This is a genomic window from Methylobacterium crusticola, from assembly GCF_003574465.1.
GTDB lineage: Bacteria > Pseudomonadota > Alphaproteobacteria > Rhizobiales > Beijerinckiaceae > Methylobacterium > Methylobacterium crusticola.
In genome coordinates this window covers 1-25,569 of sequence record NZ_QOWC01000121.1, presented here as the reverse complement: position 1 = coordinate 25,569, position 25,569 = coordinate 1, and the positions used below count along the sequence as shown (strand labels likewise).

Below are 25,569 nucleotides of genomic sequence, written 5' to 3'. Positions count from 1 at the left end.
AGCGGCCCTGCGCGCCGCCGCCCTCTCGCTCCTGGGCACGCTCGCGGGCCCGGCGGGCGACGCGCGGCCGGGCCCCGCCGCCCGCGACGGGCTCTCCGTCGGCACGCTCGGCGCCGTGACGGTCGGCGTCTGGGTCTCGACCGAGGAGGGCCGGCCGCAGGACGGCGACCCCGCGGAGGCGCTGTTCCAGGACTTCGCCGGCCAGGTCGCGAAGGCGCGGCCGGCACCGCCGGCGGAGGCCCGCGAGACCGGCAGTGCGGGCGCCCGCAACCCGGGCTGGCAGTATCCCGGCGGGCGCGGCGCGTCCCAGGCCCTGCGCGGGATCCCGCGGGTGCTCGACACCGAGCGCCTCAGGCTCGACGGCCAGACGATCCGTCTCGTCGGCGTCCAGGGCGAGACCGGACGCCTGGCGCGAGAGTTCCGGCAGTACCTGCGCCGGCGCGAGGTGGCCTGCGAGCCGGCCGGCGAGCCCGAGCGCTACCGCTGCCGCGCCGGCACGCAGGACCTGTCGGAGGTCGTGCTGTTCAACGGGGCCGGCAGGGCGGTGCCCGGCGCGCCGCCCGAGCTGCTCGCCGCCGAGGCGAGCGCCCGCTCGCGCCAGGCCGGGGTGTGGCAGAACTGACGGGCTGCGGCCGCCTCCGGGCGGCGGCGTCCTCAGGCGGCCGGGGCCTTGCGGGCCTCCAGCGTCGCGCGCGCCGCCGAAAGGCCGTCGGGCCCGAGGTCGAGGGCGAGGCGCAGGACGTCCTCCACGTAGGCTTGAGGCGTGGTGCCGGCCTGCTTGGCGGCGCGGGCCACGCGCAGGCCGAGCGCCCCGTCGATGGCGAGCGACGTGCCGCGGGGCACCTCGGGCGCCGGCACCGCCGCGAGCGTGGGCGCTGCCGCGGGCGCCGCTGGCGCCGGCCGGGGCGGCAGGCCCAGGGCCTCCCGGCGCCCCTGCGCGGCGAGGCGGTCGGCGCGCTCGTTGCCGGCCTCGCCCGCGTGGCCCCGCACCCAGACCCAGCGCACGTCGCGCCGCGCCGCGAGTTCGTCGAGGCGCTGCATCAGGTCGATGTTCTTCACCGGGCCCGTGGTGGTGCGCCAGCCCTTGGCCTTCCAGCCGCGGATCCACTCGGTCACGGACTTCACCACGTACTGGCTGTCGCAGCGCATCTCGAGGGCGCTCCCCTCGGGAAAATGCTCGAGCGCCCGGATCGCCGCCGTCAGCTCCATGCGGTTGTTGGTGCTCTGGGGGTCGCCGCCGCAGAGCTCGACGGTGCCCTCGGGCGCCTGGATCACCACGCCCCAGCCGCCCGGGCCGGGGTTCGGGTCGCAGCCGCCGTCGGCGTACACGATGGTTCGCATGAGGGCCCTCTCGTGCCTGGTGACCGGGGAACGCCGCGGAGCGGGGCCCCGTTGCGCGGCGCACCCTGGCCTCCGAATGGTGAAGGAAATGGTGACGCCGCGGGGCGGCCGGCCTGAGGGCAAGGCCTGGCACGCGGCTTGCCGCGGTGCCAGGATGTCGGCGCCCGCCGACGCCGGGAGAGGACCCGGCCGCGCCCGGCGCCTCTGCGTCACCCGCCAGACGAGACGACGACCATGCCAGTCGAACCCGCCGATGCCGTCGAAGAAAGACTGCCGCTGGTGCGCCTTCTGCCACTCGCGGTGCAGCACGTGCTGGTGATGTACGCCGGGGCGGTGGCGGTGCCGCTGATCATCGGGCGGGCGCTCGGCCTGCGGCCCGAGGAGGTCGCCTTCCTGATCAGCGCCGACCTCTTCGCCTGCGGCCTCGCGACCCTGGTGCAGTGCGCCGGGTTCGGCGGCGTCGGCATCCGGCTGCCCGTGATGATGGGCGTGACCTTCGCGTCGGTGGGCCCGATGCTGTCGATGGCGACCGCCCCCGATGTCGGGCTCCTCGGCATCTACGGCTCGGTGATCGCGGCCGGCCTCTTCGGCCTCCTCGTGGCGCCCTACGTCAGCCGGCTGCTGCCCCTGTTCCCGCCGGTGGTCACCGGCACCATCATCCTGGTGATCGGCATCTCGCTCATGCGGGTCGGCATCAACTGGGCCGGCGGCGGCCTGCCGACCGTCACCCGGGTCGTGGACGGGGTGCCGGGCGCCTTCGCCAACCCGAATTACGGGCAGCTCACCGGGCTCGCCATCGCGCTCCTCGTCCTCGTGGTGATCCTCGCCCTGATCCGGTGGGGGCGGGGGTTCCTCGCCAACGTGGCGGTGCTCCTCGGCATCGTCGCCGGGGCGGTCGTGGCCGCGGCCCTGGGCCTCATGCACTTCGACAAGGTCTGGGCCGCGCCCTGGTTCGCCCTGGTGCTGCCCTTCCACTTCGGCGTGCCTCAGTTCCAGCCCGTGCCCATCGCCACCATGTGCGTGGTGATGGTGGTGGTGATGATCGAGTCGCTCGGCATGTTCCTGGCGCTCGGCGAGATCACCGGCCGGGGAATCACCCGAGCCGACCTTGCCCGGGGCCTGCGGGCCGACGGGCTCGGCACGCTTCTCGGCGGCGTCTTCAACACCTTCCCGTACACCTCGTTCTCGCAGAATGTCGGCCTCGTCGGCGTCACCGGGGTGCGCTCGCGCTTCGTCACCGTGGCCGGCGGATTCATCATGCTGGGCCTCGGCCTCCTGCCCAAGATGGCGGCCCTCGTCGAGGCGGTGCCCCAGGTGGTGCTCGGCGGCGCCGGGCTGGTGATGTTCGGCATGGTGGCGGCCACCGGCACCCGCATCCTCACGGCGGTCGACTTCCGCAACCGGCCGAAGAACCAGTTCGTGGTGGCGGTCGCCGTCGGATTCGGCATGATCCCCCTCGTGGCCCCGACCTTCTTCCGCAACCTGCCCCACGCGCTCCACCCGCTGCTCGAATCGGGCATCCTGCTGGCGGCGATCGCGGCGGTGGCCCTCAACGCCTTCTTCAACGGCCTCGGCAGCGCCGAGGCGGCGCGCCGCGACGCCTCGGCGTCGGCCGCCGCCGCGGAGCATGTCTGAGGCGGCGATCACCCGGTCCGCGCGAGGTACTCCATGACGCTGCTGCACAAGACCTACGGCAAGGGCCGCGTCCGCGTGATGCGCGTGCATCGCGACGGCGACCGCCACGAGGTCCGCGAGCTGACCGTGCGGGCGATGCTGACGGGCGGGTTCGACCGGGCCTTCACGCACGCCGACAACAGCACCACGGTCTCGACCGACACGGTGAAGAACGTGGTCTACATCGTGGCGCGCGAGAGCCCGACGCTCCCCGCGGAGGCGTTCTGCCGCGCGGTGGCGCAGCGCCTCCTCGACCGCTACGCCATGGTGGAGACCGCCACCGTCACGGGCCACGAGACCCGCTGGGCCCGCCTCGTCGTCGCGGGGAGCCCCCACCCCCACGCCTTCACGCTCGACGGCAACGGCCGCTCCACCGCCGAGGTGGTCATGAGCCGCGACGCGGCCACGACCGTGTCGGGCCTGTCGGACTTCACCTTCCTCAAGAGCACCGCCTCGGGCTGGGCGAACTACGTCAAGGACCCCTACACCACGATCCGCGAGACCGACGACCGCATCGCCGCCACCAGCATGGACGCGACCTGGGCGTGGGCCCGCGAGCCGGCGGATTACGAGGCCGCGAACGCGCGCATCCGCGACAGCCTGCTCGCGGTCTTCGCGGGCAGCTACAGCCACAGCCTCCAGGACAGCCTCTACCGCATGGGGGAGGCGGCCCTCGCGGCGGTGCCGGAGATCGAGACCGTCACGCTCGCCTGCCCCAACAAGCACTACCTGCTCGCCGACCTCGCGCCGTTCGGCCTCGACAACCCGAACCAGGTCTTCGTCGCAACCGACGAGCCGCACGGCCAGATCGCCTGCACGGTCGGCCGCTGAGGGCGAGCGCGCCCGGCCCGGAGCCCGCCGGATCGATGTCGCGCGAGCCTGCTTCCGCGCGCGGCGGCGCGCGGCAGTTGAGGAGGCCGCGGGCGCGGGCGCCCGCCCGGGCGGTCTAGCCGCGCAGGTGGCGCAGCCGCGCGCCCGCGTCCGCCTCAACCGGGAACCGGCGGGCGAACGGCACGACGTTCCCGGATCCCGCGGGCGGCTCCGCCGCGGCCGCGTCGGCGTCCTCTGCGGGCTCGCCCGGCCGGAAGGCGATCCAGCGGACCACCATCCCGTCGCCGCGGCGCGCGATGTGCCGGCTCATCCGTCGCTGCGCCCAGCGCGGTACGCTGTTGAGAATGTGCAAGGCCGCCTCCACTGTTTGGCGACCAGCGAAGCCTGAGCGCTGACGGGGTGTCATCACCCATTCGGGTGAAGCGGGGCCGTGCCGGCCCGCGGCTCAGGTCCTCAGCACGATGCAGGCGCCGCCGACCCGGCGGATGCGCCCGCACAGCGTCTCGGCGCCGGCGCGGGTCTCGGAGGGGACCCGGATGCGGTAGAAGGCCCGGGTGCCGCGGTGGCGCAGGCGGGTGCCGATGATCATCGGGCGGACGTCGCCCAGGATCCCGGCGTAGCGGTCCCGGGCGCGGGAGAAGCTCGCGAGGGCGATCGCCTTCGAGAAGTTGCCGGCGAGCTGGATGCCCCAGGGCGCCAGCGCGGCCGCGGTCTCGGCGAAGAACGTGTCGGTGCGCCCGCGGATGCGCAGGGCCGCCGTGACCTCGAGGCAGCGGGTGCCCTCGGGCTCGGCGAGGTCGGCCCGCGGCTCGGCCCGGGCGGCGGCGGCCCAGTCGTCGGCGGTGCGGCCGGTGATGGCGGCGACGTAGGCGCGCGTCTCGGCCGGCAGCCCCCCGCTGCCGGACAGCCAGGACGAGACCCGGCCGGGCCCGCCGTTGTAGGCCGCGGCCGCCAGGCCGAGATTGCCGAAGCGCGCCCTCAGCTCGATGAGGAAGCGCGCGGCCGCCGGGATCGCCTGCTCGGGGTCGAACGGGTCGGCGAGGCCGCGCTCCTGCGCGGTGCCGGGCATGAACTGCGCCACGCCCTGCGCCCCGGCCCGGCTGACCACGCTCGGCCGGAAGCTGCTCTCGCGCCAGATCAGCCGGGTCAGGAACGCCACCGGCAGCCCCCGCGCCTTGGCGGCGCCCTCGATGAGCCGGCACAATGCCTGCTCGACGGTCTCCTCCCTGGATTCCGGCCCGGAGGGCGGGGCGGCGGGGGGAGCCGGGGCGGCGGCTGCGGCGCTCGCCCCGAGGGCGAGGGCGAGGAGGAGGGGGAGGGCGCGGGTCACGCCGCCGTGATAGCGGATTTGTGGGCTGTTTTCGGGCGGACCGGGCTCGTGCGCGCCGCGGCGGGTGCCGCCGGAGGCGAGTTCTGGTAGACCGCCGTCGGGACGCACGCGGCGTCCGGCTCGACGCCGCCCGTTCCCGCGCCAACCGGAGCCGATGACCAACCCCCTCCTCTCCGTCGAGAACCTCTCCGTGGCGTTCCGTCAGGGCGGGCGCGAGACGCGCGCCGTCGACGGGGTGTCGTTCGCGATCGCGCCGGGGGAGACCGTGGCGCTCGTCGGCGAGTCGGGCTCGGGCAAGTCGGTGACCGCCCTCTCGCTGCTGCGCCTCCTCGAGGGCTCGGCCGAGATCCCGGGCGGCCGCATCCTGTTCAAGGGCCGCGACCTCCTGGCCCTGCGCGAGCCCGAGATGCGGGCCGTGCGGGGCGCCGACATCACCATGGTGTTCCAGGAGCCGATGACCTCGCTCAACCCGCTGCACCGGATCGCCGACCAGATCGGCGAGGTGCTGCGGCTGCACCGGGGCCTGCCCGAGAAGGCGGCGCGCGCGCGCACCCTCGAGCTCCTGCGCCTCGTCGGCCTGCGCGACGCCGAGAGCCGCCTCGGCGCCTACCCGCACGAATTGTCCGGCGGGCAGCGCCAGCGCGTGATGATCGCCGTGGCGCTCGCCTGCGAGCCCGACCTCCTCATCGCGGACGAGCCCACCACCGCCCTCGACGTCACCGTGCAGGCGCAGATCCTCGACCTCCTGGCCGACCTCAAGGCGCGGCTCGGCATGGCGATGCTGTTCATCACCCACGACCTCGGCATCGTGCGGCGGGTGGCGGACCGGGTCTGCGTCATGCTCCAGGGCCGCATCGTCGAGGCCGGACCCGTCGCCGAGGTGTTCGCCCGTCCCCAGCACGCCTACACGCGCCGCCTCCTCGCCGCCGAGCCGCGGGGCCGCGGCAACCCGGTGGCGCCGGACGCCCCGACCCTGGTCGAGGCCGGGCCGATCCGGGTCTGGTTCCCGATCCGGCAGGGGCTGCTGCGGCGCACCACCGGGCACGTCAAGGCGGTGGACGGCGTCGCCCTGCGGGTCCGGGCCGGCGAGACCCTCGGGGTCGTGGGCGAGTCGGGCTCCGGCAAGACCACGCTCGGCCTCGCCCTCCTGCGCCTGCTCTCGTCCGAGGGGCCGGTGGCGTATCTCGGGCAGCGCATCGACGGGCTGTCGCCCCGGGCCATGCGGCCCCTGCGGCGCGAGATGCAGGTGGTGTTCCAGGACCCCTACGGCTCGCTCTCGCCCCGGATGTCGGTGGCCGAGATCGTGGCGGAAGGGCTCCTCGTGCAGAAGACGACCCGCACCCCGGCCGAGCGCCGGGCCGTGGTCTCCCGCGCCCTCGCGGATGTCGGGCTCGACCCGGCCGCCATGGACCGCTACCCGCACGAGTTCTCGGGCGGACAGCGCCAGCGCATCGCCATCGCCCGCGCCATGGCGCTCGACCCCCGCTTCGTCGTCCTGGACGAGCCGACCTCCGCCCTCGACATGTCGGTGCAGGCCCAGATCGTCGAGCTCCTGCGCGACCTCCAGGGCCGGCGCGACCTCGGCTACCTGTTCATCAGCCACGACCTCAAGGTGGTCCGGGCGCTGGCGAACCGCGTGATGGTGATGCAGGACGGGCGCGTGGTGGAGGAGGGCGAGGCCGAGGCGATCTTCGCCGCGCCCCGGAGCGCCTACACCCGGGCCCTGTTCGCGGCGGCCTTCGACCTCGCGGCGGCGCCCGAGGGGGCCGTGCGCGAATGACCCGCGCCCTCCTGATCGTGCTCGACTCGGTCGGCATCGGCGGCGCGCCGGACGCCGCGGCCTACGGCGATGCCGGCGCCGACACCCTGGGGCACATCGCCGAGGCCTGCGCGGGCGGGGAGGGCGACCGGTCGGGCCTGCGCGCCGGCCCCTTGCGCCTGCCGCACCTCGCCGCCCTCGGCCTCGGCCTCGCCGCCGAGGCGGCCTCCGGCCGGCGCCGGCCCGGCCTCGCGCCGGATGCGCCGGCCACGGGGGCCTGGGGCCACGCCGTCGCGACGGCGCGCGGCAAGGACACGGTGTCGGGCCACTGGGAGATCGCCGGCGCGCCGGTCGATTTCGCCTGGGGCCGGTTCCCCGCAACGGTGCCGTCCTTCCCGCCCGCGCTCACCCGCGCCCTCGTGGCCGAGGGCGGGCTGCCCGGCATCCTCGGCGACCGGCACGCCTCCGGCACCGGCATCGTGGACGCCCTCGGGGCCGAGCACCTGCGCACCGGCAAGCCGATCTGCTACACCTCGGTCGACAGCGTCCTCCAGATCGCCGCCCACGAGGAGGCATTCGGTCTCGCGCGCCTCTACGCGCTGTGCGAGACGGCGCGCCGGCTCTGCGATCCCTACCGGATCGCCCGGGTCATCGCCCGGCCCTTCGCGGGCGACGCGCAGGCGGGCTTCACCCGCACCGCCAACCGGCGCGACTACGCCGCGCCGCCCCCCGGGGAGACGCTGCTCGACCGCCTCGCCGCCGCGGGCCGGCCCCTCGTCAGCGTCGGCAAGATCGGCGACATCTTCGCCCATCGCGGCACCGGCCGCGAGGTCAAGCCGCACGGCAACGACGCCTGCCTGACGGCCGCCCTCGGCGCCCTCGCGGGACTCGGGCCGGGAGGCCTCGTCCTGGCGAACCTCGTCGATTTCGACACCGAGTTCGGCCACCGCCGGGACGTGCCGGGCTACGCCGCCGCCCTGGAGCGCTTCGACGCGCGGGTCCCGGAGATCCACGCCGCGCTGCGCCCCGGCGACCTCTGCCTGATCACGGCCGACCACGGCAACGACCCGACCCATCCGGGCACCGACCACACCCGCGAGCAGGTGCCGGTCCTGGCCTTCGGGCCCGGCATCGCGGCCGGGCCCGTCGGCCGGCGCGAGAGCTTCGCCGACCTCGGCGCCACGCTCGCGGCCCATCTCGGCCTGCCGCCCGGGGGGCCGGGGCGGTCCTGCCTCGCGGGCCCGCCCCGCGCCCGGCCGGTCCCCTGAGGGCCCGCCCGGCGGGCGCCGGGCGGGCCCTTCTTCCGCCCGCGCGCCGGGCTCTTCTCGACCCGCCGGGCGGGCCTCACACGGAGACGATCTCGACCATGGCGGCGGGTGCGATCACGACCGGGGCCGACGCGTACGTCCCGCCGATGCCGGTGCTGGCCGAGCGCGTCGGCTGGCTGCGGCTCCTCGGCGCCTTCCGGCACAACACGCTCCGGGCCTTTCCCCGGGCCTGCCTGCACGAGCCGGTGGTGGCGATCCGGCTGCCCGGGGGCGGGCGGGTGATGCTGCTCTGCGTGCCCGAAGCCGCCCGGCACGTCCTGCTCACGGCCGCCGACCACTTCGCGCGATTGCCGGCAGGGCGCCGCGTCCTCGGGCCGATCGCCGGGCGCGGCCTCGTGCTCGCGGAGGGCGAGGCCTGGCGGCGCCAGCGCCGCGTGCTGGCGCCCGCCTTCACGCCCCGCACCCTGCCCGTGATGACGCGCTTCATCGCCCGGGCGGCGGAGGAATCCTGCGGGCGCCTCGCGGCGGGGCTCGGCGAGGCGGGGCTCGGCGAGGCGGCCGACCTGCACGGCGAGATGCAGCGCCTGAGCCTCGACATCGCGGCGGCCTCGATGTTCTCCCTCGAGACCGGGGCCTTCGGGGCGCGGGTGCGCGCCATGGTGTCGGGCTACCTCGGCGGCATCGGCCGGCCCTCCATCGCCGACTTCCTGGTGCCGCCCGGCCTGCCGACGCCGTCGAGCCCGCGCCGGGCGCTGTTCCGCCGCCGCTGGCTGGCGCTGATCGGCGCCGTCATCGCGGCCCGGCGGCAGCAATCGGCCACGGGCGCGCCGCGCGACCTGTTCGACCTCCTGAGCGAGGCGCACGGCGAGGGCCGGGACGGCCTGCTCGCCGACGAGGTCGGCACCATGATCGTGGCCGGGCACGAGACCACCGCCTCGACCCTGTTCTGGGCCTGCACCCTCGTCGCCCGCGCGCCCGGGGTGCAGGAGGCGCTCGCGGCCGAGGCGGGGGGCCTCGACCTCGGCGAGGCGGGCGCCGCCGAGGCCCTGCCGCGCCTGCGCCTCGCCCGGGCCGTGGTGCAGGAGACGCTCCGGCTCTACCCGCCCGCCTACATGGTGGCCCGCCGCGCCGTGCGGGCGAGCGCGGTCTGCGGCGCCACCATCCCGGCCGGCGCCACCGTGATGATCCCGACCTGGGTCATGCACCGCAACCCGCGCTGGTGGGACCGGCCGGACGCGTTCGCGCCCGAGCGCTTCCTCGACGGCCCGGAGCCAGACCGCTTCGTCTACCTGCCCTTCGGGGCGGGCCCGCAGGTCTGCATCGGCGCGCAGCTCGCCCTGGCGGAATCGACCCTGGTCCTGGCTCGCCTCGCGCGCACGTTCCGCCTGGCGCTCCCGGGCGGGCGCCCGGTCATGCCGGTCGCCACCGTCACGGTGCGGCCGGACCACGTGCCGCTGTTCCGCCTCGAGCGGCGAACCGGGTGATCCCCGGCCGGCCGCGGTATCCCGCGGGCGCGGAATTGCTCTACAGGGAGGCAGGCGGCCCTCCCGGGCCGGCGCGTGGAGACCTCTCTCAGTGCGACCCTGGCGCAGCGGCCCGTCCGACCGGCGCGGCTACCATCACGGCAACCTCAAGGAGGCCCTGATCGAGGCCGCGCGCCGCTTCATCGCGGAGCGGGGCATCGGCGGCTTCACGCTGGTCGACGCCGCACGCCTCGTCGGGGTCTCGCCCGCCGCGCTCTACCGGCACTTCCGGGGCCGCGAGGCCCTGCTGGAGGAGGTCGCCGAGCGGGGCTTCGCGGAGCTCGCCGGGCGGCTCGCCCGGGCCCTGCGCGGGCCCGGCACCCCGCTGGAGCGCTTCACCCGCATGGGCGAGGCCTACCTGACCTTCGCCGAGGAGGAGCCGGGCTACTACGCGGCGATCTTCGAGGCGCGGCCCGCCCCCCCCGAGGGCTGCCCCCCGCAGATCACCCGGGACCGGGACGCCTTCGGGCTCCTGGTCGAGGCCCTGCGCTCCACCTTCCCGGACGGGTTCCCGGGCGTCGACCCGCGCTTCGTCGCGCTCGAGGTCTGGGCCCTGTCGCACGGCATCGCCACGCTCTCGGCCGCCGGGCGCCTGCCCGCGGGCCCGGGCCTGCCGACGAAGTACGACCTCCTGCGCGCCGGCGTGCTGGCGCTCGTCCACGGGGCGCGGCCGACGCGGGCCTCCTGACGCGGGGGCGCAGCCGCACGGCCGCCCCACCCGCGCAAGCCCCGCGGCACCCCCGGGAGGGCCGGCCGGCGGACGGGCGCCCCTCCCGCTCCGCGAGACCGCGCGGGCCGGGCCCGGCGGCCCGATTCCCGCCCGCGGCGCGCGCGTGAAATTCCGCTGTTCCGCCCTTGAAACCCCGACGGCCACCCAGCATGTAAATGTCGTTCACATTCACATCTCCGCAGGAGACCAAGACGTGACCTCTTCCTCTGCCCCCTGGTCGAGCGGCCGCGCCTGCCGCGGACCTTTCCCGCGCCGGTCCCTGGAGATCGGCGCCATCGTGGTCGGCTTCATCTATGCCTGGCCGGTCGCGGCCGCCTACGTCGTGTGGAAGCTCATGGGCTACCCTGCCTTCAACGAGATGAAGTCCTTCGCGGAGCGCGGCCTGCGCGGGGGCTTCCCGGGCTTCTCGGGCTTCGGCGGCTTCCCGTCAGGCGGTCTGCGGCGCGAGACCGGCAACTGGGCCTTCGAGCAGTACCGCCGCGAGGAGCTCGAGCGCCTCGAGCAGGAGCGCCGCCGCCTCGAGGAGGAGGGCCGTGCCTTCGCGGAGTTCGTCGACGAGCTGAAGCGCGCCCGCGACCGCGAGCAGTTCGACGCCTTCATGGCCAAGCGCCGCGCCGGCACGAACTTCTGACCGCCCGCCGGCCCGCCCCCGAATCTTGACGCGCCGCTCCGGTTGCGTCACCTTCGGCAAGGTCAAGCCATCGAGAGGCTCCCCGCGTCCCACGCGGGGAGCCTTCTCCGTTGAGGACGCAAGGCGCGGCCGCATGACCACTTCCAACCGCTCGACGCATATCCGGCTCACCTCGCACCCGGAGCCCGGCACGGCGCGCTGGCCGATCCGCTGGGGCGCGGCCGACCCGCGCGAGCGCGGCCCGCTCATCGGCACCGTGACGAACCCGGCCGACCGCAACGTCATCGGGGCCAACGGCGGCGCCTACTCGCTCTACCGCGCCCTCGCCATCGCGGGGCGCGCCCTCAACCCCCTGGCCCGGCCCGACCTCACCAACACGCACCCGGTGGTGCAGATCGGTCCCCATCCGCAATGGATGGACCCGGAGACGATCGTGTCCCTCGACCCCTGGGGCCACCTGCCCGGCGAGGTGTTTCGCGATGCCATCGCGACCGGCACCGACATCCGCCCCACCATCGCGGTCACCAAGGCGCGCCTGAGCCTGCCCGAGATCTTGGCGGCCATCGGCGCCCACCGGCTCGCGCCGGACGGGACGGTGCTGCACGCCTCGGGCGACATCTCGGTCACCAAGATCGCGGTCGACCCGGTCTGGTACCTGCCCGGGGTGGCCCACCGCTTCGGCACCGGCGAGACGGCCCTGCGCCGCACCCTGTTCGAGCAGACCGGCGGCATGTTCCCCGAACTGGTGACGCGCCCCGACCTCCAGGTCTTCCTGCCGCCGATCGGCGGCTGCACCGTCTACGTGATGGGGGAGATCGCCGGCCTCACGGACCCGCGCAAGCGCATCGCCTGCCGGGTGCACGACGAGTGCAACGGCTCCGACGTGTTCGGCTCCGACATCTGCACCTGCCGGCCCTACCTCACCCACGGCATCGAGGAGTGCGTGCGCGAGGCGCAGGGCGGCGGCACCGGCGTCATCGTGTACAACCGCAAGGAGGGGCGCGCCCTCGGCGAGGTGACCAAGTTCCTGGTCTACAACGCCCGCAAGCGCCAGGAGGGCGGCGACTCCGCCGCCACCTACTTCGAGCGCACCGAGTGCGTCGCCGGCGTGCAGGACGCCCGCTTCCAGCAGCTGATGCCGGACGTGCTGCACTGGCTCGGCATCCGGCGCATCGACCGCCTGATGTCGATGTCGAACATGAAGTACGACGCCATCACGGGTTCGGGCATCGCGGTCGGCGAGCGCGTGCCGATCCCGCCGGAGCTCGTCCCGCCCGACGCCGCCGTGGAGATCGAGGCCAAGAAGGCGGCGGGCTATTACACGCCGGGCGAGGCGCCGGACGCCGCGAGCCTCGATGCCGTGAAGGGGCGCGACCTCGAGCGGTTCTGAGCGGCGCCCGACACCCTGACCGACCCGAGGCGGGCCGCGGCGGCGCCGGGCCCGGGAGAGATTCCATGAACGACGCTACGACCGCCCGCAGCCTCCTCACGGCCGGGGCGGTGCGCGCGCGCGCCGAGACGCTGCTGGCCGCCGGGCTCGCGGACCGGCTCGACCACTTCTCCGTCGATCCCGCCCGCCTCGGACCCTGCGCCGACGCCGTGGTGGCGACGATCCGGGACGCCTACCCCGACCTCGCGATCCCCTACCACGCCCGCTGGCGCCACTTCGCGGTCGGCGGCTTCGAGCGCTGGGGCTCCCTCGTCCACGCCGCGCTCTGGACGGACGCCGCCGAGCGCGCCCGGGCGGCCTTCGACCTCGTCGTCGTCAGCGTGCTGCTCGACGCCGGCGCCGGCCCGACCTGGCGCTACGAGGAGGGCCGCACCGGCGAGACCTACGCCCGCTCGGAAGGGCTCGCGGTCGCGAGCTTCGACATGTTCGTCTCGGGGCTGTTCTCCGCCGAGCCCGAGAACCCCTTCCGCGTCGACGCGCGGGCGCTCGCGAGCCTGACCGAGGCGGAGCTCGCCGCGGGCTTCCAGGCCGGACCCGCGAACCCGCTGGTCGGGCTCGCGGGACGCCTCGCGCTCCTCAACCGGCTCGGCCAGGTGGCGGCGGCCGACCCGGAGGGGTTCGGGCCGGAGGCGCGGCCCGGCGGCCTGTTCGACCGCATCGTCGCGGGGGCCCGCGACGGGGTCGTGACCGCGGACGCGATCCTGTCGGCGCTCCTCGCCCATCTCGGGCCGATCTGGCCGGGGCGCATCGTCCTCGACGGCGTCGATCTCGGCGACACCTGGCGCCATCCCCTCGCCGGCGGGGAGGGCGAGACCGCCGGGCTCGTGCCCTTCCACAAGCTGTCGCAGTGGCTCGCCTACTCGCTGCTGGAGCCCCTCGAGGAGGCCGGCCTCGCGGTCGCGGGCCTCGACGCGCTCACGGGCCTGCCGGAATACCGCAACGGCGGCCTCTTCCTCGACGCCGGCGTGCTCGCGCTGAAGCGCCCCCAGGAGGCGGGAGTGCCCCACCCGGTGGAGTCCCGCCTCGTGGTGGAGTGGCGGGCGCTGACGGTCGCGCTCCTCGACCGCCTCGCCCCGCTCGTGCGCGAGCGCCTCGGCATCGACGATCCCGACGCGCTGCCCCTCGCCAAGGTGCTGGAGGGCGGCACCTGGGCGACCGGGCGGCGCCTCGCCCGCGAGCGCCGGCCCGAGGGGGCGCCGCCCCTCGCGATCACGAGCGACGGCACGGTGTTCTGAGCCCCCGGCCGGGCTACAATGCGGCGCGAATGCCTGGCAGCGGGAGCGGCGGCGCGCCGACGCTCCCGCTGCCGGGGTCTGTGAAGCGGGTCGACGGATCCCGGCGGCGAAGACGCGCGGCGCCGGTCCGGCCCTGGCTGAGAAGGGAACATCCATGCACGGTGCGGGCACGCGCGCGGAAGCGGAGGGCACGGGCCTCGCCGCCGTCACGGTCGTCGATCATCCGCTGGTGCAGCACAAGCTGACCCTGATGCGGGACAAGGCCCGCTCGACCAAGGGCTTCCGCCAGCTCCTGAACGAGATCGGCACGCTGCTCGCCTACGAGGTGACGCGGGACCTGCCGCTCGAGCCGGTGGAGATCGAGACGCCCCTCGTGACCATGCAGGGCGTGCAGATCGCCGGCAAGAAGCTCGTCCTGGCGCCGATCCTGCGGGCCGGGATCGGCTTCCTCGACGGGATGCTGTCCCTGCTCCCCTCCGCCCGCGTCGCCCATATCGGGCTCTACCGCGACCCGGACTCGCTCCAGGCGGTGGAGTACTACTTCAAGGCGCCGTCCGACCTCGCCGACCGCACCGTGCTGGTGCTCGACCCGATGCTGGCGACCGCCAATTCCGCGATCGCGGCGGTCGACCGGCTGAAGGAGCGCGGTGCCCGCGACCTGCGCTTCGTCTGCCTGCTCGCCGCGCCGGAGGGCCTCGCCAAGTTCCAGGGCGCCCATCCCGACGTCCCGGTCTGGACCGCGGCGATCGACAGCCACCTGAACGAGCACGGCTACATCCTGCCGGGCCTCGGCGATGCCGGCGACCGGATGTACGGCACGCGCTAGCGCCGCCGCCCTCTCGGCGGGGGCGGCCGCGGCTCCCGGGCCCTCGTCGGCGCAACGCGCGGGCCGGCGGCGCGGGCGTCTTTTCTCGCTCCCCTTTCCCGGATGCGGCCCGCCTGCGCCGGGCCGCCCCCTTGCCGGGCCGCCCCCTTGTCAAGCCGCCCCGAGGCGGCAGGTAGGAGGCGTCGGACCAACCGGAGGACCCCACGATGCCGTCGATCCCCGCCACCATGCGTCAGGTCTGCTTCAACGGTGCCGGGGGGCCCGAGGTGATCGGCCTGGAGAGCGCGCCGGTTCCCGCAGCCGGACCCGGCCAGGTGCTCATCGAGGTGGTGGCCGCGGGCGTGAACCGGCCCGACTGCCAGCAGCGCGCCGGAAAGTACCCGCCGCCGCCCGGCGCGACCGCGGTGCCGGGCCTCGAGGTGGCGGGCCGCGTCGTCGCCCTGGGGGAGGGGGTCTCGACGCTTCGCGAGGGCGACGAGGTCTGCGCCCTGGTGATCAGCGGCGGCTACGCCGAGTACTGCGTCGCGGACGCCGCCCTGTGCCTGCCCCGGCCCGCGCGGCTGTCGCTCGTCGAGGCGGCCGGCCTGCCGGAGAATTACTGGACCGTCTGGACCAACGTCTTCGAGCGCGGGCGCCTCGCCCGGGGCGAGCGCATCCTGATCCACGGCGGGTCGAGCGGCATCGGCTCCACGGCGATCCAGCTCGCCAGGCATTTCGGCGCGACCGTCTACGCCACGGCCGGCTCGGCCGAGAAGTGCGCCTTCTGCGAGTCCCTCGGGGCGGACGCGGCCATCAACTACCGGGAGGCGGACTTTTCCGACGCGGTGAAGCGCCTGACGGAGGGGGCGGGCGTCGACGTGATCCTCGACATGGTCGGGGCCGCCTACCTCGAGCGGAACCTGAAATCCCTCGCCCTCGAGGGGCGCCTCGTGGTGATCGCCTTCCTGCAGGGGTTCACGGTCGAGGCGTTCAACATGACGCCCGTGATGATCCGGCGCCTGACGCTCACGGGCTCGACGCTGCGCCCGCGCACGGTGGAGCAGAAGGCCGCCATCGCCGAGGGCCTGCGCCGGGAGGTCTGGCCGCTCCTCGAGGCCGGCCGCGTCCGCCCGGTGATCCACGCGACCTTCCCGCTCGAGGAGGCCCGGGACGCCCACGCGCTCATGGAGTCGAGCGCCCATCTCGGCAAGATCATGCTGCTGACGGGGCGCTAGCCGGCGTCCCGCGCGCGGGCCCCGGGGCGCCGGCGGCGGGCCTTGCGGGGCGCCAGGAACCTCGACTGCGCGGTGACGTTGCCCGGGACGACGATCCCCGATCGGCGCGCCGGCGAGACCCGCGGCGCCCGACGCTCCCAGGAGGTGCCCCATGGATACCGAGCGCAGAATCGAGACCCCGACCGATGCCCGCCAGGGCGCCAAGGGCAAGCCCGTGCTGTACGTGCTGCTCGCCAGCCTGGGCCTCCTCGCCGTCGCCATGGTGGCGCTGCTCGGCTGGAACGGTGCCAAGTCGCCGAACGACTACGCCAGCCGCAGCCAGGACGCCTCGCGCCAGGAGATCACCGGCTCGCCGAGCGGCAACGCCAACGGCACGGCGTCCTCGAACAGCGCCGGGGTCCCGGCCGGCAACCCGGCCTACCCGGCGCCGGCCGAGCCGAGATCGACCGGCTCCACCACCCCGCGCTGAGCGGGCCCGCGGCATCCGAAAGGAGGGCCGGTCCCCCCGGGGGCCGGCCCTTCGCGCGACCGGGCTCCGGCGCCCGCCGGCCCGGGATCCCCGCGGCGGGGCGGGTCCCTAGCGGGTCGGGACCGGCTCGGGGCCGCGGTAATCGTAGAACCCGCGCTTCGTCTTGCGCCCGAGCCAGCCCGCCTCGACGTACTTCACGAGCAGCGGGCAGGGGCGGTACTTCGAGTCCGCCAGACCCTCGTAGAGCACCTGCATGATCGACAGGCAGGTGTCGAGGCCGATGAAGTCGGCGAGTTGCAGCGGCCCCATCGGGTGGTTGGCGCCGAGCCGCATGGCGGTGTCGATGGAATCGACCGAGCCGACGCCCTCGTAGAGGGTGTAGATCGCCTCGTTGATCATCGGCAGCAGGATGCGGTTGACGATGAAGGCCGGAAAATCCTCCGACACCGTGACGATCTTGCCGAGGCGCCGGATGAAGGCCTTGGCGGATTCGTAGGTCGGGTCCTCGGTGGCGATGCCGCGGATCAGCTCGACGAGCTGCATCACCGGCACCGGGTTCATGAAGTGGATGCCGATGAAGCGCTCGGGCCGGTCGGTCGAGGCGGCGAGCCGGGTGATCGAGATCGACGAGGTGTTGGTGGCCACCATCGTCTCGGGCCGCAGGGACGGGCAGAGCGCGCTGAAGATGGTGCGCTTGATCGCCTCGTCCTCGGTCGCCGCCTCGATCACGAGGTCGCAGGGGCCGAAATCGTCGAAGGACGCCACCGGGAGGATGCGCTCGATGGCGGTCCGGCGCTCGTCGTCGCCGATCGCGCCCTTCGAGACCTGACGCAGCAGGTTGCCGTTGACGGTGGCGAGACTGCTCTTCACCTTCTCGGCGTCGCGGTCGTTGATCCGCACGTCGAGCCCGGCCAGCGCGCAGACGTGGGCGATGCCGCTGCCCATCTGACCGGCTCCGACGATCCCGACGGTCTTGATCTCGATGCCCATCACACCCTGCCTTCCGTCGCGACCGCGGGTCCCGGGGATCCGCCTCAGCCCTTGGCCTTGGCGATTTCCTGCTGCAGCTCCGGCACCACCTGGAACAGGTCGCCGACCAGGCCGTAATCGGCGACCTGGAAGATCGGCGCCTCCTCGTCCTTGTTGATGGCGACGATGACCTTGGAATCCTTCATGCCGGCCAGGTGCTGGATCGCCCCCGAGATGCCCACCGCCACGTAGAGGTCCGGCGCCACCACCTTGCCGGTCTGGCCGACCTGCCAGTCGTTGGGGGCGTAGCCCGCGTCCACCGCCGCGCGCGAGGCGCCGACCGCGGCCCCGAGGGAATCCGCCAGGGGCTCGATCAGCTCGTGGAACTTGTCGGCCGAGCCGAGCGAGCGGCCGCCCGACACGATGATGCGGGCCGCGGCCAGCTCCGGCCGGTCCGACTTCGCGATCTCCTCGCCCTTGAAGGACGACTTCGCCTCGGGGCTGGCGGCGGCCTGCGCCGCCTCGACCGGGGCCGCGGCGCCGCCCTCGGCGGCCGGCTGGAAGGCCGCGGTGCGCACCGTGATGACCTTCTTGGCCTCGCCCGACTGCACGGTCTGGATGGCGTTGCCGGCGTAGATCGGGCGCTCGAAGGTGTCGGGCGCCACGACCTTGATGATGTCGGAGAGCTGCGCCACGTCGAGGAGCGCGGCGACCCGGGGCATCACGTTCTTGCCCTCGGTGCTCGCGGCCGCGATCACGACGTCGTAGGAGGCCGCGAGCTCGGCGATGAGGGACGCGGTCGGCTCGGCGAGCAGGTGATCGAAGGCGGCATCCTCGGCCAGCAGCACCTTCTCGACCCCGTCGAGGGCGGCCGCCTTCTCGGCGGCGGCGCGGGCGCCGGGCCCCACCAGGAGGGCGTGGACCGGGGCGCCGATCTGCTTGGCGGCGGAGAGGGCCTTGGCGCTGGCGTCCTTGACGGCGCCGCCGGCATGCTCGACGAGGAGGAGGGTGGCCATCGGTGTCGTGATCCTCGGAATGCGGGGTGGGGCGGGAGGCGCGTCAGAGGACGCCGGCCTCGACCTTCAGCTTGCTGACGAGCTCGGCGGCGGACGCGACCTTGACGCCGGCCTTGCGGCCGCCCGGCTCGACGGTCTTGAGCACCTTGAGCCGCGGCGCGACGTCGACCCCGAGGGCGTCGGGCTCGAGCGTGTCGAGGGGCTTCTTCTTCGCCTTCATGATGTTGGGCAGGCTCGCGTAGCGCGGCTCGTTCAGGCGCAGGTCGGTGGTGATGATCGCCGGCAGCGTCAGGGTCAGGGTCTGGAGTCCGCCGTCGATCTCGCGGGTGACGTCGAGGGCGCCCTCGGCCAGCTCGATCTTGAACGCGAAGGTGCCCTGCGGCCAGCCGAGCAGGGCGGCCAGCATCTGCCCGGTCTGGTTCGAGTCGTCGTCGATGGCCTGCTTGCCCAAGATCACGAGGTCCGGGCCCTCCTTCTCGACGAGCGCCTTGAGGATCTTGGCGACGCCGAGGGGCTCGACCGCGACGTCGGTCTTGACCAGGATGCCGCGGTCGGCGCCCATGGCGAGGGCGGTGCGGATGGTTTCCTGGGCCTGCTGCGGCCCGATCGAGACGGCGACGATCTCGGTGACCTTGCCCTTCTCCTTGAGACGGATCGCCTCCTCAACGGCGATCTCGTCGAAGGGGTTCATCGACATCTTGACGTTGGCGAGCTCCACGCCCGAGCCGTCCGGCTTCACCCGGATCTTGACGTTGTAGTCGACGACCCGCTTCACGGGCACCAGTACCTTCATGATCGTCGCGTCCTTCCGGATGAAGGGACGATCGCGCGCGGGCCCTCCCGCGGCCGGCCAGCGATCATCCCCGATGGAGCAAGGTGGGCGGACCGTAACGACCGATTTTCCGAATTGTCAACGCGGGCCGGCCGGCCCCCGGCGGGGCGTCAGCCGCGGGTCTGGCCCGGCACCCAGAGCACGTCCGCGGCACCGCCGTCGTTGGCGATGCGGGCGGCCACGAACAGGAAGTCGGACAGGCGGTTGAGGTACTGGATCGCCACCGGGGAGACCCGCTCGCCGGGCGTCGCGGCGAGCGCCACCGCGAGCCGCTCGGCCCGCCGGCACACGGTGCGGGCGAGGTGGAGCGCCGCCGCCGCCGGCGCGCCGCCCGGCAGCACGAAGGAGCGCAGCGGCGCGAGGCCGGCGTTCAGGGCGTCGATCTCCCGCTCCACCCGCTCGACCTGGCGCGCCACGATGCGCAGGGGCTCGTAGGCCGGCGGCGTCTCGGTCTCCGGGGTGGCGAGGTCGGCGCCGAGGTCGAACAGGTCGTTCTGGATCCGGCCGAGCATCGCGTCGAGGTCGCCGGTCGTGTGCAGCCGGACGAGGCCCAGGCAGGCGTTGGTCTCGTCGACGGTGCCGTAGGTCTCGATCCTCAGGTCGGCCTTGGAGCGGCGCTCGCCGCTGGCGAGCGCGGTGGTGCCGGCATCGCCGGTGCGCGTGTAGATGCGGTTCAGGACGACCACGGGCTCGATCCTCGTGCGGGCGGGACCGGGACCCTACACGAGGCCGGGCCGCTCCGCTGCCGTCAGAACGTGTAGGAGACCTTGCCGCCGAAATTGGTCAGGCCGCGGTTCTCGACGCAGAGGCCGGCGTTCGACATGTGCTCGATCGTCGCCATCACGCTCCAGTGCTCGTTGAGCCGGAAGCCCAGGGAGGCCCCCTCGCGGAACAGCGGCGAGCAGCCGAGGGAGTTGAACGTCTTGGGCACGTACAGCTTCGGGCCCGTGAACCCGTTGTGGAAGCCGGCGCCGAAGAAGCCCTCGAGGAAGATCCGGTCGGTGATGTCGAAGGTCCAGGTCGCCCCCAGGTAGGCGTAGCTGGTGCGACCGTCGACGTTGTAGCTGCCGCCGAGGGTCGGCCGCGGCACGAAGTAGCTCCAGAACCGGTCGAGTCCGAGGTTCGGCTTGGCGAACAGAAGCTCGCCGTTGACGTTCGCGGTGTTCTTCTCGTTGCTGCCCGGATCCTGGGCCGATCCGCCGATGCGGAACTCCGACACGATGCTGAGGGGCTGCACCGGCGGCCGGTAGGCCGGGACCGGCGCCGCGTAGTCGGCGGCCTGGGCGGCCGGAACCGACATCAGGAGAGCCGCGGCCAGGCTCGGGAAGGTGACGCGCATAGAGTGATAACGTCCGGAGGATCAGGCTCCTGGCTGGAGCGCCCGCAACCTAGCCGCAGCGGCCACGGCCCGTCTCGGCTCCCCATCCCTCCTCCCGCGCTTTTCGGGACGGCTGCGGCGGGCGGGCCACACCCGGGCGGGCGGCCCTCAGGCGCCCCGCCACCAGAGGACGCTCATGATGACCAGGACGGCGATGAGCTGGAGCAGCACCCGCAGGCGCATCAGGCGCTGGGACAGGCTGGCGCTGCCGCCGCGCAGCATGTTGGCGAGCCCGAGCAGCAGCACGACGGCCACGGCGAGGCAGGCGGCGAGGACGAGGGTGTTACCCGACATAGGAGGCACGCGGTAGGGGAAGGGACGCGCCTGATATGGACCGCGCCGCCTCCCCCGCGTAGGGGGGCCGCGACGACGCGCCCCCTCTCGCCGCGGCGATGCGCCCCGCCCCCGCGCGGCGTCGCGGGCGGTCCGTCACGCCGTCAGTTGCGGCGCAGCAGACGCTCGAAATAGTCGAGCTCCTCCCGGGCCCGGTTCGGGTCGCCGAGCTTGCGCCGCAGCTCCTCCAGGATGCGGCGGGCCCGCTCGACGCCGGATTCCTCCGCGGTCGGCACCCGGACGCGGCCGTCGGAGAAGTCGCGGCTGCGGGTCGGGCGCCCGAGGGGGTCGTTGTCCCGGGCGCCCTGGCGGCCGGGCTGGTTCGGCGAGCCCTGGCCCTGCTGGCCCTCGCCGGGCTGCTCGCCCTGGCCGTCCTGGCCCATCTGCTGCATCTGCTGGGACAGGCCCTGCGTGCCGCGCTGGAGCCCCTCGAGGGCGCGGCCCTGCGCGTCGACGGCGCTGCCGTCCTGGCCCTGGCCGAGGGCGTTCTCGGCCTCGCGCATGGCCTGCTCGGCGTCGGAGAGGCCCTGCTCGCCCTGCATGCCGAGCTCCTTCATGCGCCGCTGGAGGTCCTCCAGGCGCTGGCGCAGGGCCTGCTGGCGGTCGTTCAGGCCGCCCTGCTGGCCGTCCCCGGGCGTCCGGCCGCGCTGCCCGGGCTGGCCCGGCTGCTGGCCCTCGCCGGGCTGCTCGCCGCCGCGCTGCTGGCCCTGCTGGCCCCGCTGCCCGGGCTGGCGCTGGCCCTGCTGGCCCTGCTGGGGCTGGCCGCGGTTGCCGAAGCGGCGCTCCTGGCCCTGGCGGAAGGTCTCGTCGCGCAGGCCCTGCTGCTCGCGCGCCATGGCCTCGAGATCCTGCATCGAGCGGTTCATCTCGCGCGCCGCGGGGTCCGACATCCGCGAGTTCGGCTGCGCCGCCTGGAGGTTCTCCAGGATGCCCCGCAGCTGGTCGAGGAGGCGCTGCGCCTCGGCCACGTCGCCGCGGCGCATGGCGTCCTGCATCTGGTTGAGCATGCGGTCGAGGTCGCCGGGCGTCACCGTGCGGTCGGCCTGCTGCTGCTGCTGATCGCCCGATTGCGGGTTCTGCTGCTGGCGCTGGGCGAACTCCTTCAGGAAGCGGTCCATCGCCTGCCGCAGGTCGTCGGCGAGCTTCTTGATCTCCTCGTCGGAGGCGCCGCGGTCGACCGCGTCCTTGAGCCGGTCCTGGGCGGCGCGAAGCGCCTTCTCGGCATCCGAGAGGTCGCCCTCCTCGATCTGGAGCGCCATCGCCCAGAGGAGGTCGGCCACCTCCATCAGGGCCGCGTCGCTGCGGGCGGCGCGCAGGCGGCGGCCCGCCTCCTGGAGGCCGAGGAAGACGCCCCATTGCGGCGTGAAGCGCTCGGGCGCGATCAGCAGCGCCTCGAGGGAGGTCTCCACCCGGGCCCGGCCCCCGTCGGGGTCGAGGACGAGGCGGCGGCGCTCCTCGGCCAGGGAGCGGGCGAGGGGCTTGGTGAAGAACCGGCCCGGCAGGGTCAGGGCGAGGGCGCCGCTGCGGCCCTCCTGGCCGGCCTCGTCCCGGGCCACCAGGGTCAGCGTCACCCGGGCGCCGGCCCAGGGATTGTCGGTGAGGTCGACGAGGGTGCGGGTGTCGCTGCCCCCTTGAGCGTCGGCCGGCAGGCTCAGGGCGAGGCGGGGCGGCGCCACCAGGGTGCGGCCCTTCGTCGGCGCCTCGACCAGCCCCTCGGCGGCGGCGATGCCGTAATCGTCCTTCGCCCGGTAGGCGATGGTGAAGGTGCCGCGCCCGTTCGTCTCCGGCTGGCCCGCGAAGGCGATCTCCGGCGGCCTGTCGGGGATCGTCTCGACGGTGAGGCGGTGGCTGTGGGCGAAGCCCGTCTGCACGGTGAGGTCCGCGGGGCCGCCCGTGAGCGTGAAGCGCTCCTCGCGCAGGTCGGCCCGGGCCGGACCCGCCGCCGGCAGCGCCTTGAGGCCGCTGCCCGGCGTCACGGTGGCCTGGGTGATCCCGGCGACGCGCACGACGAGCGTGGAGTTGACCGGCGCGCGCAGGCGCTGTTCGGGCTCCGTCATGGTGACGATGAGGGGGGGCAGGCGGGTGTAGAGCGGCGGGTCGATCCAGCCGTCGACCCGGAACGACGGCGCCGCCGCCGGCGCGCCGCGCCACTCGAAGGCGGCGCGCAGGCGCTCGCCCGCCTCCGGGCCGGCCACGAAGGCGCCCGCCACCGCGGCCAGCACGGTGCAGGCCCGCAGCGCGTAGGGGTCGCGCCGCACCATCCCGGGCTTCGGGCCCGAGACCTTCAGGCGCGAGACCGCCCGGGCGGCGCGCCGCCGGTGCAGGTCCCAGAGCGCGCGGCTGCCGGGATCGTCCCGCCCCAGGGCCAGGCTGTCCTCCAGGGCCCGGGCGGGGCCGTGGCGCAGGCCGGCGTCGCGGTCGATGCGGGCGAGCGCCTGGGGCCGCGCGGGCCGCCGCAGGCGCAGGAGGGGAAACAGGGCCGCGAGGAGCGCCGCCGCGAAGAGCGCGACCCCGGCCATGCGCAGGGCGGGCGGGGCGTCGAGCCAGAGCCCGAGCCACGACACGGCCAGGAAGACGAGCCCGACCGCGAGGCCGCGCCAGAGGATGGGCCAGGCCTGCTCCCACAGGGTCACCCGCCCGGCCCGGACGACGAGCCGGTCGAGCCCGGCGCGCGCGGTCTCGGGACGGCGCGCGCCGTCCGGCTCGGCCTGATTCATGCCATGCTCCCGCTCGCGCCCGTCATCGTCGGGCGGGCGGGCAGGCTAGCACGCCCGCCCGGCCGGGCCAGCGGGTCAAATCCGCTCAGGCGGGAGGCGCGCCCGACGGCCGGCGGGCGGGCGCGCCGCGCGGCTCGGGGTCCGGGATCCGCCGCGCCGCCCGGAGCGGGCGGGCGATCGCCCGCACCTGGTCCAGCACGGCGTGGTTCTCGGCCAGGGCCGACCGCGCCGCCTCGACGGCAGCCTCGGCGCGGACGATGAGGGACGGGCGCGACGGCATCGACGTGGCCTCCGGTTCGACGTCCCGCGAGACTACGCCCGCAGAATTGGCGGCGAGGTTCGCGGATTGCGTCGAAGTTTAGCGATCGGCCGCGGGCGCGTCGGCCGGCGGCGCCAGCCAGCCCGGCACCCGGTCGAGCCCGATCAGCTCCTCGTAGGTCTGCCGCGGGCGGACCACCGCGTGCTCGGCGCCCCGCACCAGCACCTCCGGCACGAGGCGGCGGGTGTTGTAGGTGCCGGCCTGCACGGCCCCGTAGGCGCCCGCGCTCATGACCGCGATGAGGTCGCCGGGCCGGGGCTGCGGCATCTCACGGGAAAGGGCGATGTAGTCGCCGCTCTCGCAGACCGGACCGACCACGTCGGCGGTCACGCGCGCCGCCTCGGGCCCCGGCTCCGCCACGGGGCGCAGGCCGTGATAGGCCTCGTAGAGGGTCGGGCGGATCAGATCGTTCATCGCCGCGTCGACGATCACGAAGGTCCGGCCGTCGCCCTGCTTCACGTAGGTGACGCCCGTGACCAGGACGCCGGCGTTGCCGGCGATCATCCGGCCGATCTCGAAGACGGGCTTGAGCCCGAGGGGGCGGAAGTGCGGGCGCAGCACCGCCGCGAAGGCGCTCGGGTCGGGCGGGGGGGCGTTGTCGTCCCGGTACGGGATGCCGAGGCCGCCGCCGAAGTCGATGTGGTGCAGGCGGTGGCCCGCCGCCATCAGGTCGCGGGCGAGCTCCGCCAGCAGCGCCGCCGCGTTGTCGAAGGGCGCGAGGTCGGTGATCTGGCTGCCGATGTGCATGTCGACGCCCACGACCGACAGCCCCGGCAGGGCGGCGGCGCGGGCGTAGACCTCCCGGGCGCGGGAGAGCGGGATGCCGAACTTGTTCTCCGACTTCCCGGTCGAGATCTTGGCGTGCGTGCGGGCGTCGACGTCCGGGTTGACCCGGATCGAGACCGGCGCGGTGGCGCCGCGCCGGCAGGCCACGCCCGAGAGCACCTCGAGCTCCGGCTCGCTCTCGACGTTGAAGCACAGGATCCCGGCATCGAGCGCCGCCGCCATCTCGTCGGCGGTCTTGCCGACGCCGGAGAACACGATGCGCCGGCCCGGCACCCCGGCCGCGAGGGCCCGGCGCAGCTCGCCCTCCGAGACGATGTCCATCCCGGCCCCGAGCCGCGCCAGGGTGGCGAGCACCGCCTGGTTCGAGTTCGCCTTCATGGCGTAGCAGACGAGGGCGTCGTCTCCCGCGAAGGCCTCGGCGAAGACCCGGTAATGCCGCTCGAGGGTGGCGGACGAGTAGCAGTAGAAGGGCGTGCCGACCTCGGCGGCGAGGCGCGCCAGGTCGACGTCCTCGGCGTGCAGGACGCCGTCGCGGTAGCGGAAATGGTGCATCGGGGTGGCGGGATCCGGGCGGCGCGGGTGGCGCCCCTCTACACGAATCCGGCGCGCCTTTGCACCCTCCCGCCCCCCCGGGGCCGGTCCGGGGCCCGGGCCGGGCCGCGCGGGCCGGCCCCCGCCGTCACAGCAGCGGGTCGAGCGGGAAGGGCTCCCTGGGGATGAGATAGCCCTTGCGGCGGCGCGACGAGGACTCGGTCGGGGCCGGCACGCCGGTCGGGGCCGCGATGGCGGCGGAGGGCAGCTCGTCCGCCTCGTCGGGCGCGGTGCCGCCGGCCTCGAGGCCGACGCCGCCCGGCAGCGTGTTGCGGGCCGCGCTCCCGGTCTGGGCCCGGGCGGGGGCGGCCGCCGCCTGCTGGAGCGTCCCGCCGGGCGGCCCCGCC

Annotated in this window: 26 protein-coding genes; 13 read left to right on the top strand and 13 right to left on the bottom strand. The window is 74.8% G+C overall.

Going from position 1 to position 25,569, the window contains the following annotated elements:
• Positions 1-622: thermonuclease family protein (locus tag DT057_RS35605; RefSeq protein ID WP_420870327.1), on the top strand; the 622-nt coding region annotated here is incomplete at its 5' end.
• Positions 623-654: 32 nt separating this feature from the next.
• On the opposite strand, the gene rnhA is transcribed toward DT057_RS35605, so the two are convergent.
• Complete coding sequence (gene rnhA / locus DT057_RS24395) at positions 655-1,341, bottom strand: ribonuclease HI (protein WP_128564699.1); 687 nt, start codon at positions 1,339-1,341, stop codon at positions 655-657.
• Between the two features lie 234 nt (positions 1,342-1,575).
• Here rnhA and DT057_RS24390 point away from each other — a divergent pair, with 234 nt between their 5' ends.
• Both DT057_RS24390 and pucL read left to right on the top strand, forming a co-directional pair.
• Positions 1,576-2,976 carry a nucleobase:cation symporter-2 family protein gene (locus DT057_RS24390; RefSeq protein WP_128564698.1) on the top strand — a complete coding sequence of 467 codons (1,401 nt, stop codon included), beginning with the start codon at positions 1,576-1,578 and terminating at the stop codon, positions 2,974-2,976.
• Positions 2,977-3,009: 33 nt separating this feature from the next.
• Entirely contained in the window at positions 3,010-3,846 is an 837-nt protein-coding gene (gene pucL, locus DT057_RS24385) for a factor-independent urate hydroxylase (protein ID WP_128564697.1), read from the top strand.
• Positions 3,847-3,961: 115 nt separating this feature from the next.
• Here the strand turns inward: pucL and DT057_RS24380 are convergent, their stop codons facing one another.
• On the bottom strand, positions 3,962-4,156 hold the full coding sequence (locus DT057_RS24380; RefSeq protein ID WP_128564696.1) for a hypothetical protein: 195 nt from the start codon (positions 4,154-4,156) through the stop codon (positions 3,962-3,964).
• A gap of 135 nt (positions 4,157-4,291) precedes the next feature.
• Positions 4,292-5,176 carry a lytic transglycosylase domain-containing protein gene (locus tag DT057_RS24375; protein WP_128564695.1) on the bottom strand — a complete coding sequence of 295 codons (885 nt, stop codon included), beginning with the start codon at positions 5,174-5,176 and terminating at the stop codon, positions 4,292-4,294.
• A gap of 154 nt (positions 5,177-5,330) precedes the next feature.
• Between DT057_RS24375 and DT057_RS24370 the strand changes: the two genes are divergently transcribed.
• The 10 genes from DT057_RS24370 to DT057_RS24325 all read left to right on the top strand — a co-directional run bounded on the left by DT057_RS24370 (position 5,331) and on the right by DT057_RS24325 (position 16,281).
• On the top strand, positions 5,331-6,956 hold the full coding sequence (locus DT057_RS24370; RefSeq protein WP_128564694.1) for an ABC transporter ATP-binding protein: 1,626 nt from the start codon (positions 5,331-5,333) through the stop codon (positions 6,954-6,956).
• Positions 6,953-8,203: a phosphopentomutase gene (locus DT057_RS24365; protein ID WP_128564693.1), complete on the top strand. Its 1,251-nt coding sequence runs from the start codon at positions 6,953-6,955 to the stop codon at positions 8,201-8,203. Before DT057_RS24370 ends, DT057_RS24365 begins: the two co-directional genes overlap by 4 nt.
• A gap of 98 nt (positions 8,204-8,301) precedes the next feature.
• On the top strand, positions 8,302-9,687 hold the full coding sequence (locus tag DT057_RS24360) for a cytochrome P450 (protein ID WP_128564692.1): 1,386 nt from the start codon (positions 8,302-8,304) through the stop codon (positions 9,685-9,687).
• Between the two features lie 91 nt (positions 9,688-9,778).
• Complete coding sequence (locus DT057_RS24355; RefSeq protein ID WP_128564691.1) at positions 9,779-10,414, top strand: TetR/AcrR family transcriptional regulator; 636 nt, start codon at positions 9,779-9,781, stop codon at positions 10,412-10,414.
• A 235-nt stretch (positions 10,415-10,649) separates the two neighbouring features.
• A complete protein-coding gene (locus DT057_RS24350; RefSeq protein WP_128564690.1) occupies positions 10,650-11,087 on the top strand; it encodes a DUF2852 domain-containing protein in 438 nt (145 codons plus the stop codon).
• Positions 11,088-11,220: 133 nt separating this feature from the next.
• Positions 11,221-12,477 (top strand): GTP cyclohydrolase II, encoded by a 1,257-nt coding sequence (locus tag DT057_RS24345; protein WP_128564689.1) that lies wholly within the window; start codon positions 11,221-11,223, stop codon positions 12,475-12,477.
• 65 nt (positions 12,478-12,542) lie between these two features.
• Complete coding sequence (locus tag DT057_RS24340) at positions 12,543-13,772, top strand: URC4/urg3 family protein (protein ID WP_128564688.1); 1,230 nt, start codon at positions 12,543-12,545, stop codon at positions 13,770-13,772.
• A gap of 154 nt (positions 13,773-13,926) precedes the next feature.
• A complete protein-coding gene (upp, locus tag DT057_RS24335; RefSeq protein WP_128564687.1) occupies positions 13,927-14,598 on the top strand; it encodes a uracil phosphoribosyltransferase in 672 nt (223 codons plus the stop codon).
• 206 nt (positions 14,599-14,804) lie between these two features.
• The gene (locus DT057_RS24330; protein WP_128564686.1) at positions 14,805-15,812 is read left to right on the top strand and encodes an NAD(P)H-quinone oxidoreductase; all 1,008 of its coding nucleotides are present in this window, start codon (positions 14,805-14,807) and stop codon (positions 15,810-15,812) included.
• Positions 15,813-15,963: 151 nt separating this feature from the next.
• A complete protein-coding gene (locus tag DT057_RS24325) occupies positions 15,964-16,281 on the top strand; it encodes a hypothetical protein (RefSeq protein WP_128564685.1) in 318 nt (105 codons plus the stop codon).
• Positions 16,282-16,389: 108 nt separating this feature from the next.
• On the opposite strand, the gene DT057_RS24320 is transcribed toward DT057_RS24325, so the two are convergent.
• The 10 genes from DT057_RS24320 to DT057_RS35600 all read right to left on the bottom strand — a co-directional run.
• On the bottom strand, positions 16,390-17,271 hold the full coding sequence (locus DT057_RS24320) for a 3-hydroxybutyryl-CoA dehydrogenase (RefSeq protein ID WP_128564684.1): 882 nt from the start codon (positions 17,269-17,271) through the stop codon (positions 16,390-16,392).
• A 44-nt stretch (positions 17,272-17,315) separates the two neighbouring features.
• Entirely contained in the window at positions 17,316-18,266 is a 951-nt protein-coding gene (locus tag DT057_RS24315; RefSeq protein WP_128564683.1) for an electron transfer flavoprotein subunit alpha/FixB family protein, read from the bottom strand.
• Between the two features lie 43 nt (positions 18,267-18,309).
• Positions 18,310-19,059: an electron transfer flavoprotein subunit beta/FixA family protein gene (locus tag DT057_RS24310; RefSeq protein WP_128564682.1), complete on the bottom strand. Its 750-nt coding sequence runs from the start codon at positions 19,057-19,059 to the stop codon at positions 18,310-18,312.
• 149 nt (positions 19,060-19,208) lie between these two features.
• Positions 19,209-19,784: a cob(I)yrinic acid a,c-diamide adenosyltransferase gene (locus DT057_RS24305; protein ID WP_128564681.1), complete on the bottom strand. Its 576-nt coding sequence runs from the start codon at positions 19,782-19,784 to the stop codon at positions 19,209-19,211.
• 62 nt (positions 19,785-19,846) lie between these two features.
• The gene (locus tag DT057_RS24300; RefSeq protein ID WP_128564680.1) at positions 19,847-20,437 is read right to left on the bottom strand and encodes an acyloxyacyl hydrolase; all 591 of its coding nucleotides are present in this window, start codon (positions 20,435-20,437) and stop codon (positions 19,847-19,849) included.
• Between the two features lie 147 nt (positions 20,438-20,584).
• Entirely contained in the window at positions 20,585-20,770 is a 186-nt protein-coding gene (locus DT057_RS24295; RefSeq protein WP_128564679.1) for a twin transmembrane helix small protein, read from the bottom strand.
• Between the two features lie 143 nt (positions 20,771-20,913).
• On the bottom strand, positions 20,914-23,526 hold the full coding sequence (locus DT057_RS24290) for a TIGR02302 family protein (protein WP_128564678.1): 2,613 nt from the start codon (positions 23,524-23,526) through the stop codon (positions 20,914-20,916).
• 85 nt (positions 23,527-23,611) lie between these two features.
• Positions 23,612-23,806: a hypothetical protein gene (locus DT057_RS24285; RefSeq protein WP_128564677.1), complete on the bottom strand. Its 195-nt coding sequence runs from the start codon at positions 23,804-23,806 to the stop codon at positions 23,612-23,614.
• Positions 23,807-23,884: 78 nt separating this feature from the next.
• Positions 23,885-25,183: a diaminopimelate decarboxylase gene (lysA, locus tag DT057_RS24280; RefSeq protein ID WP_128564676.1), complete on the bottom strand. Its 1,299-nt coding sequence runs from the start codon at positions 25,181-25,183 to the stop codon at positions 23,885-23,887.
• A 127-nt stretch (positions 25,184-25,310) separates the two neighbouring features.
• On the bottom strand, positions 25,311-25,569 hold a 259-nt coding region (locus DT057_RS35600), incomplete at its 5' end, for a hypothetical protein (RefSeq protein ID WP_162501492.1).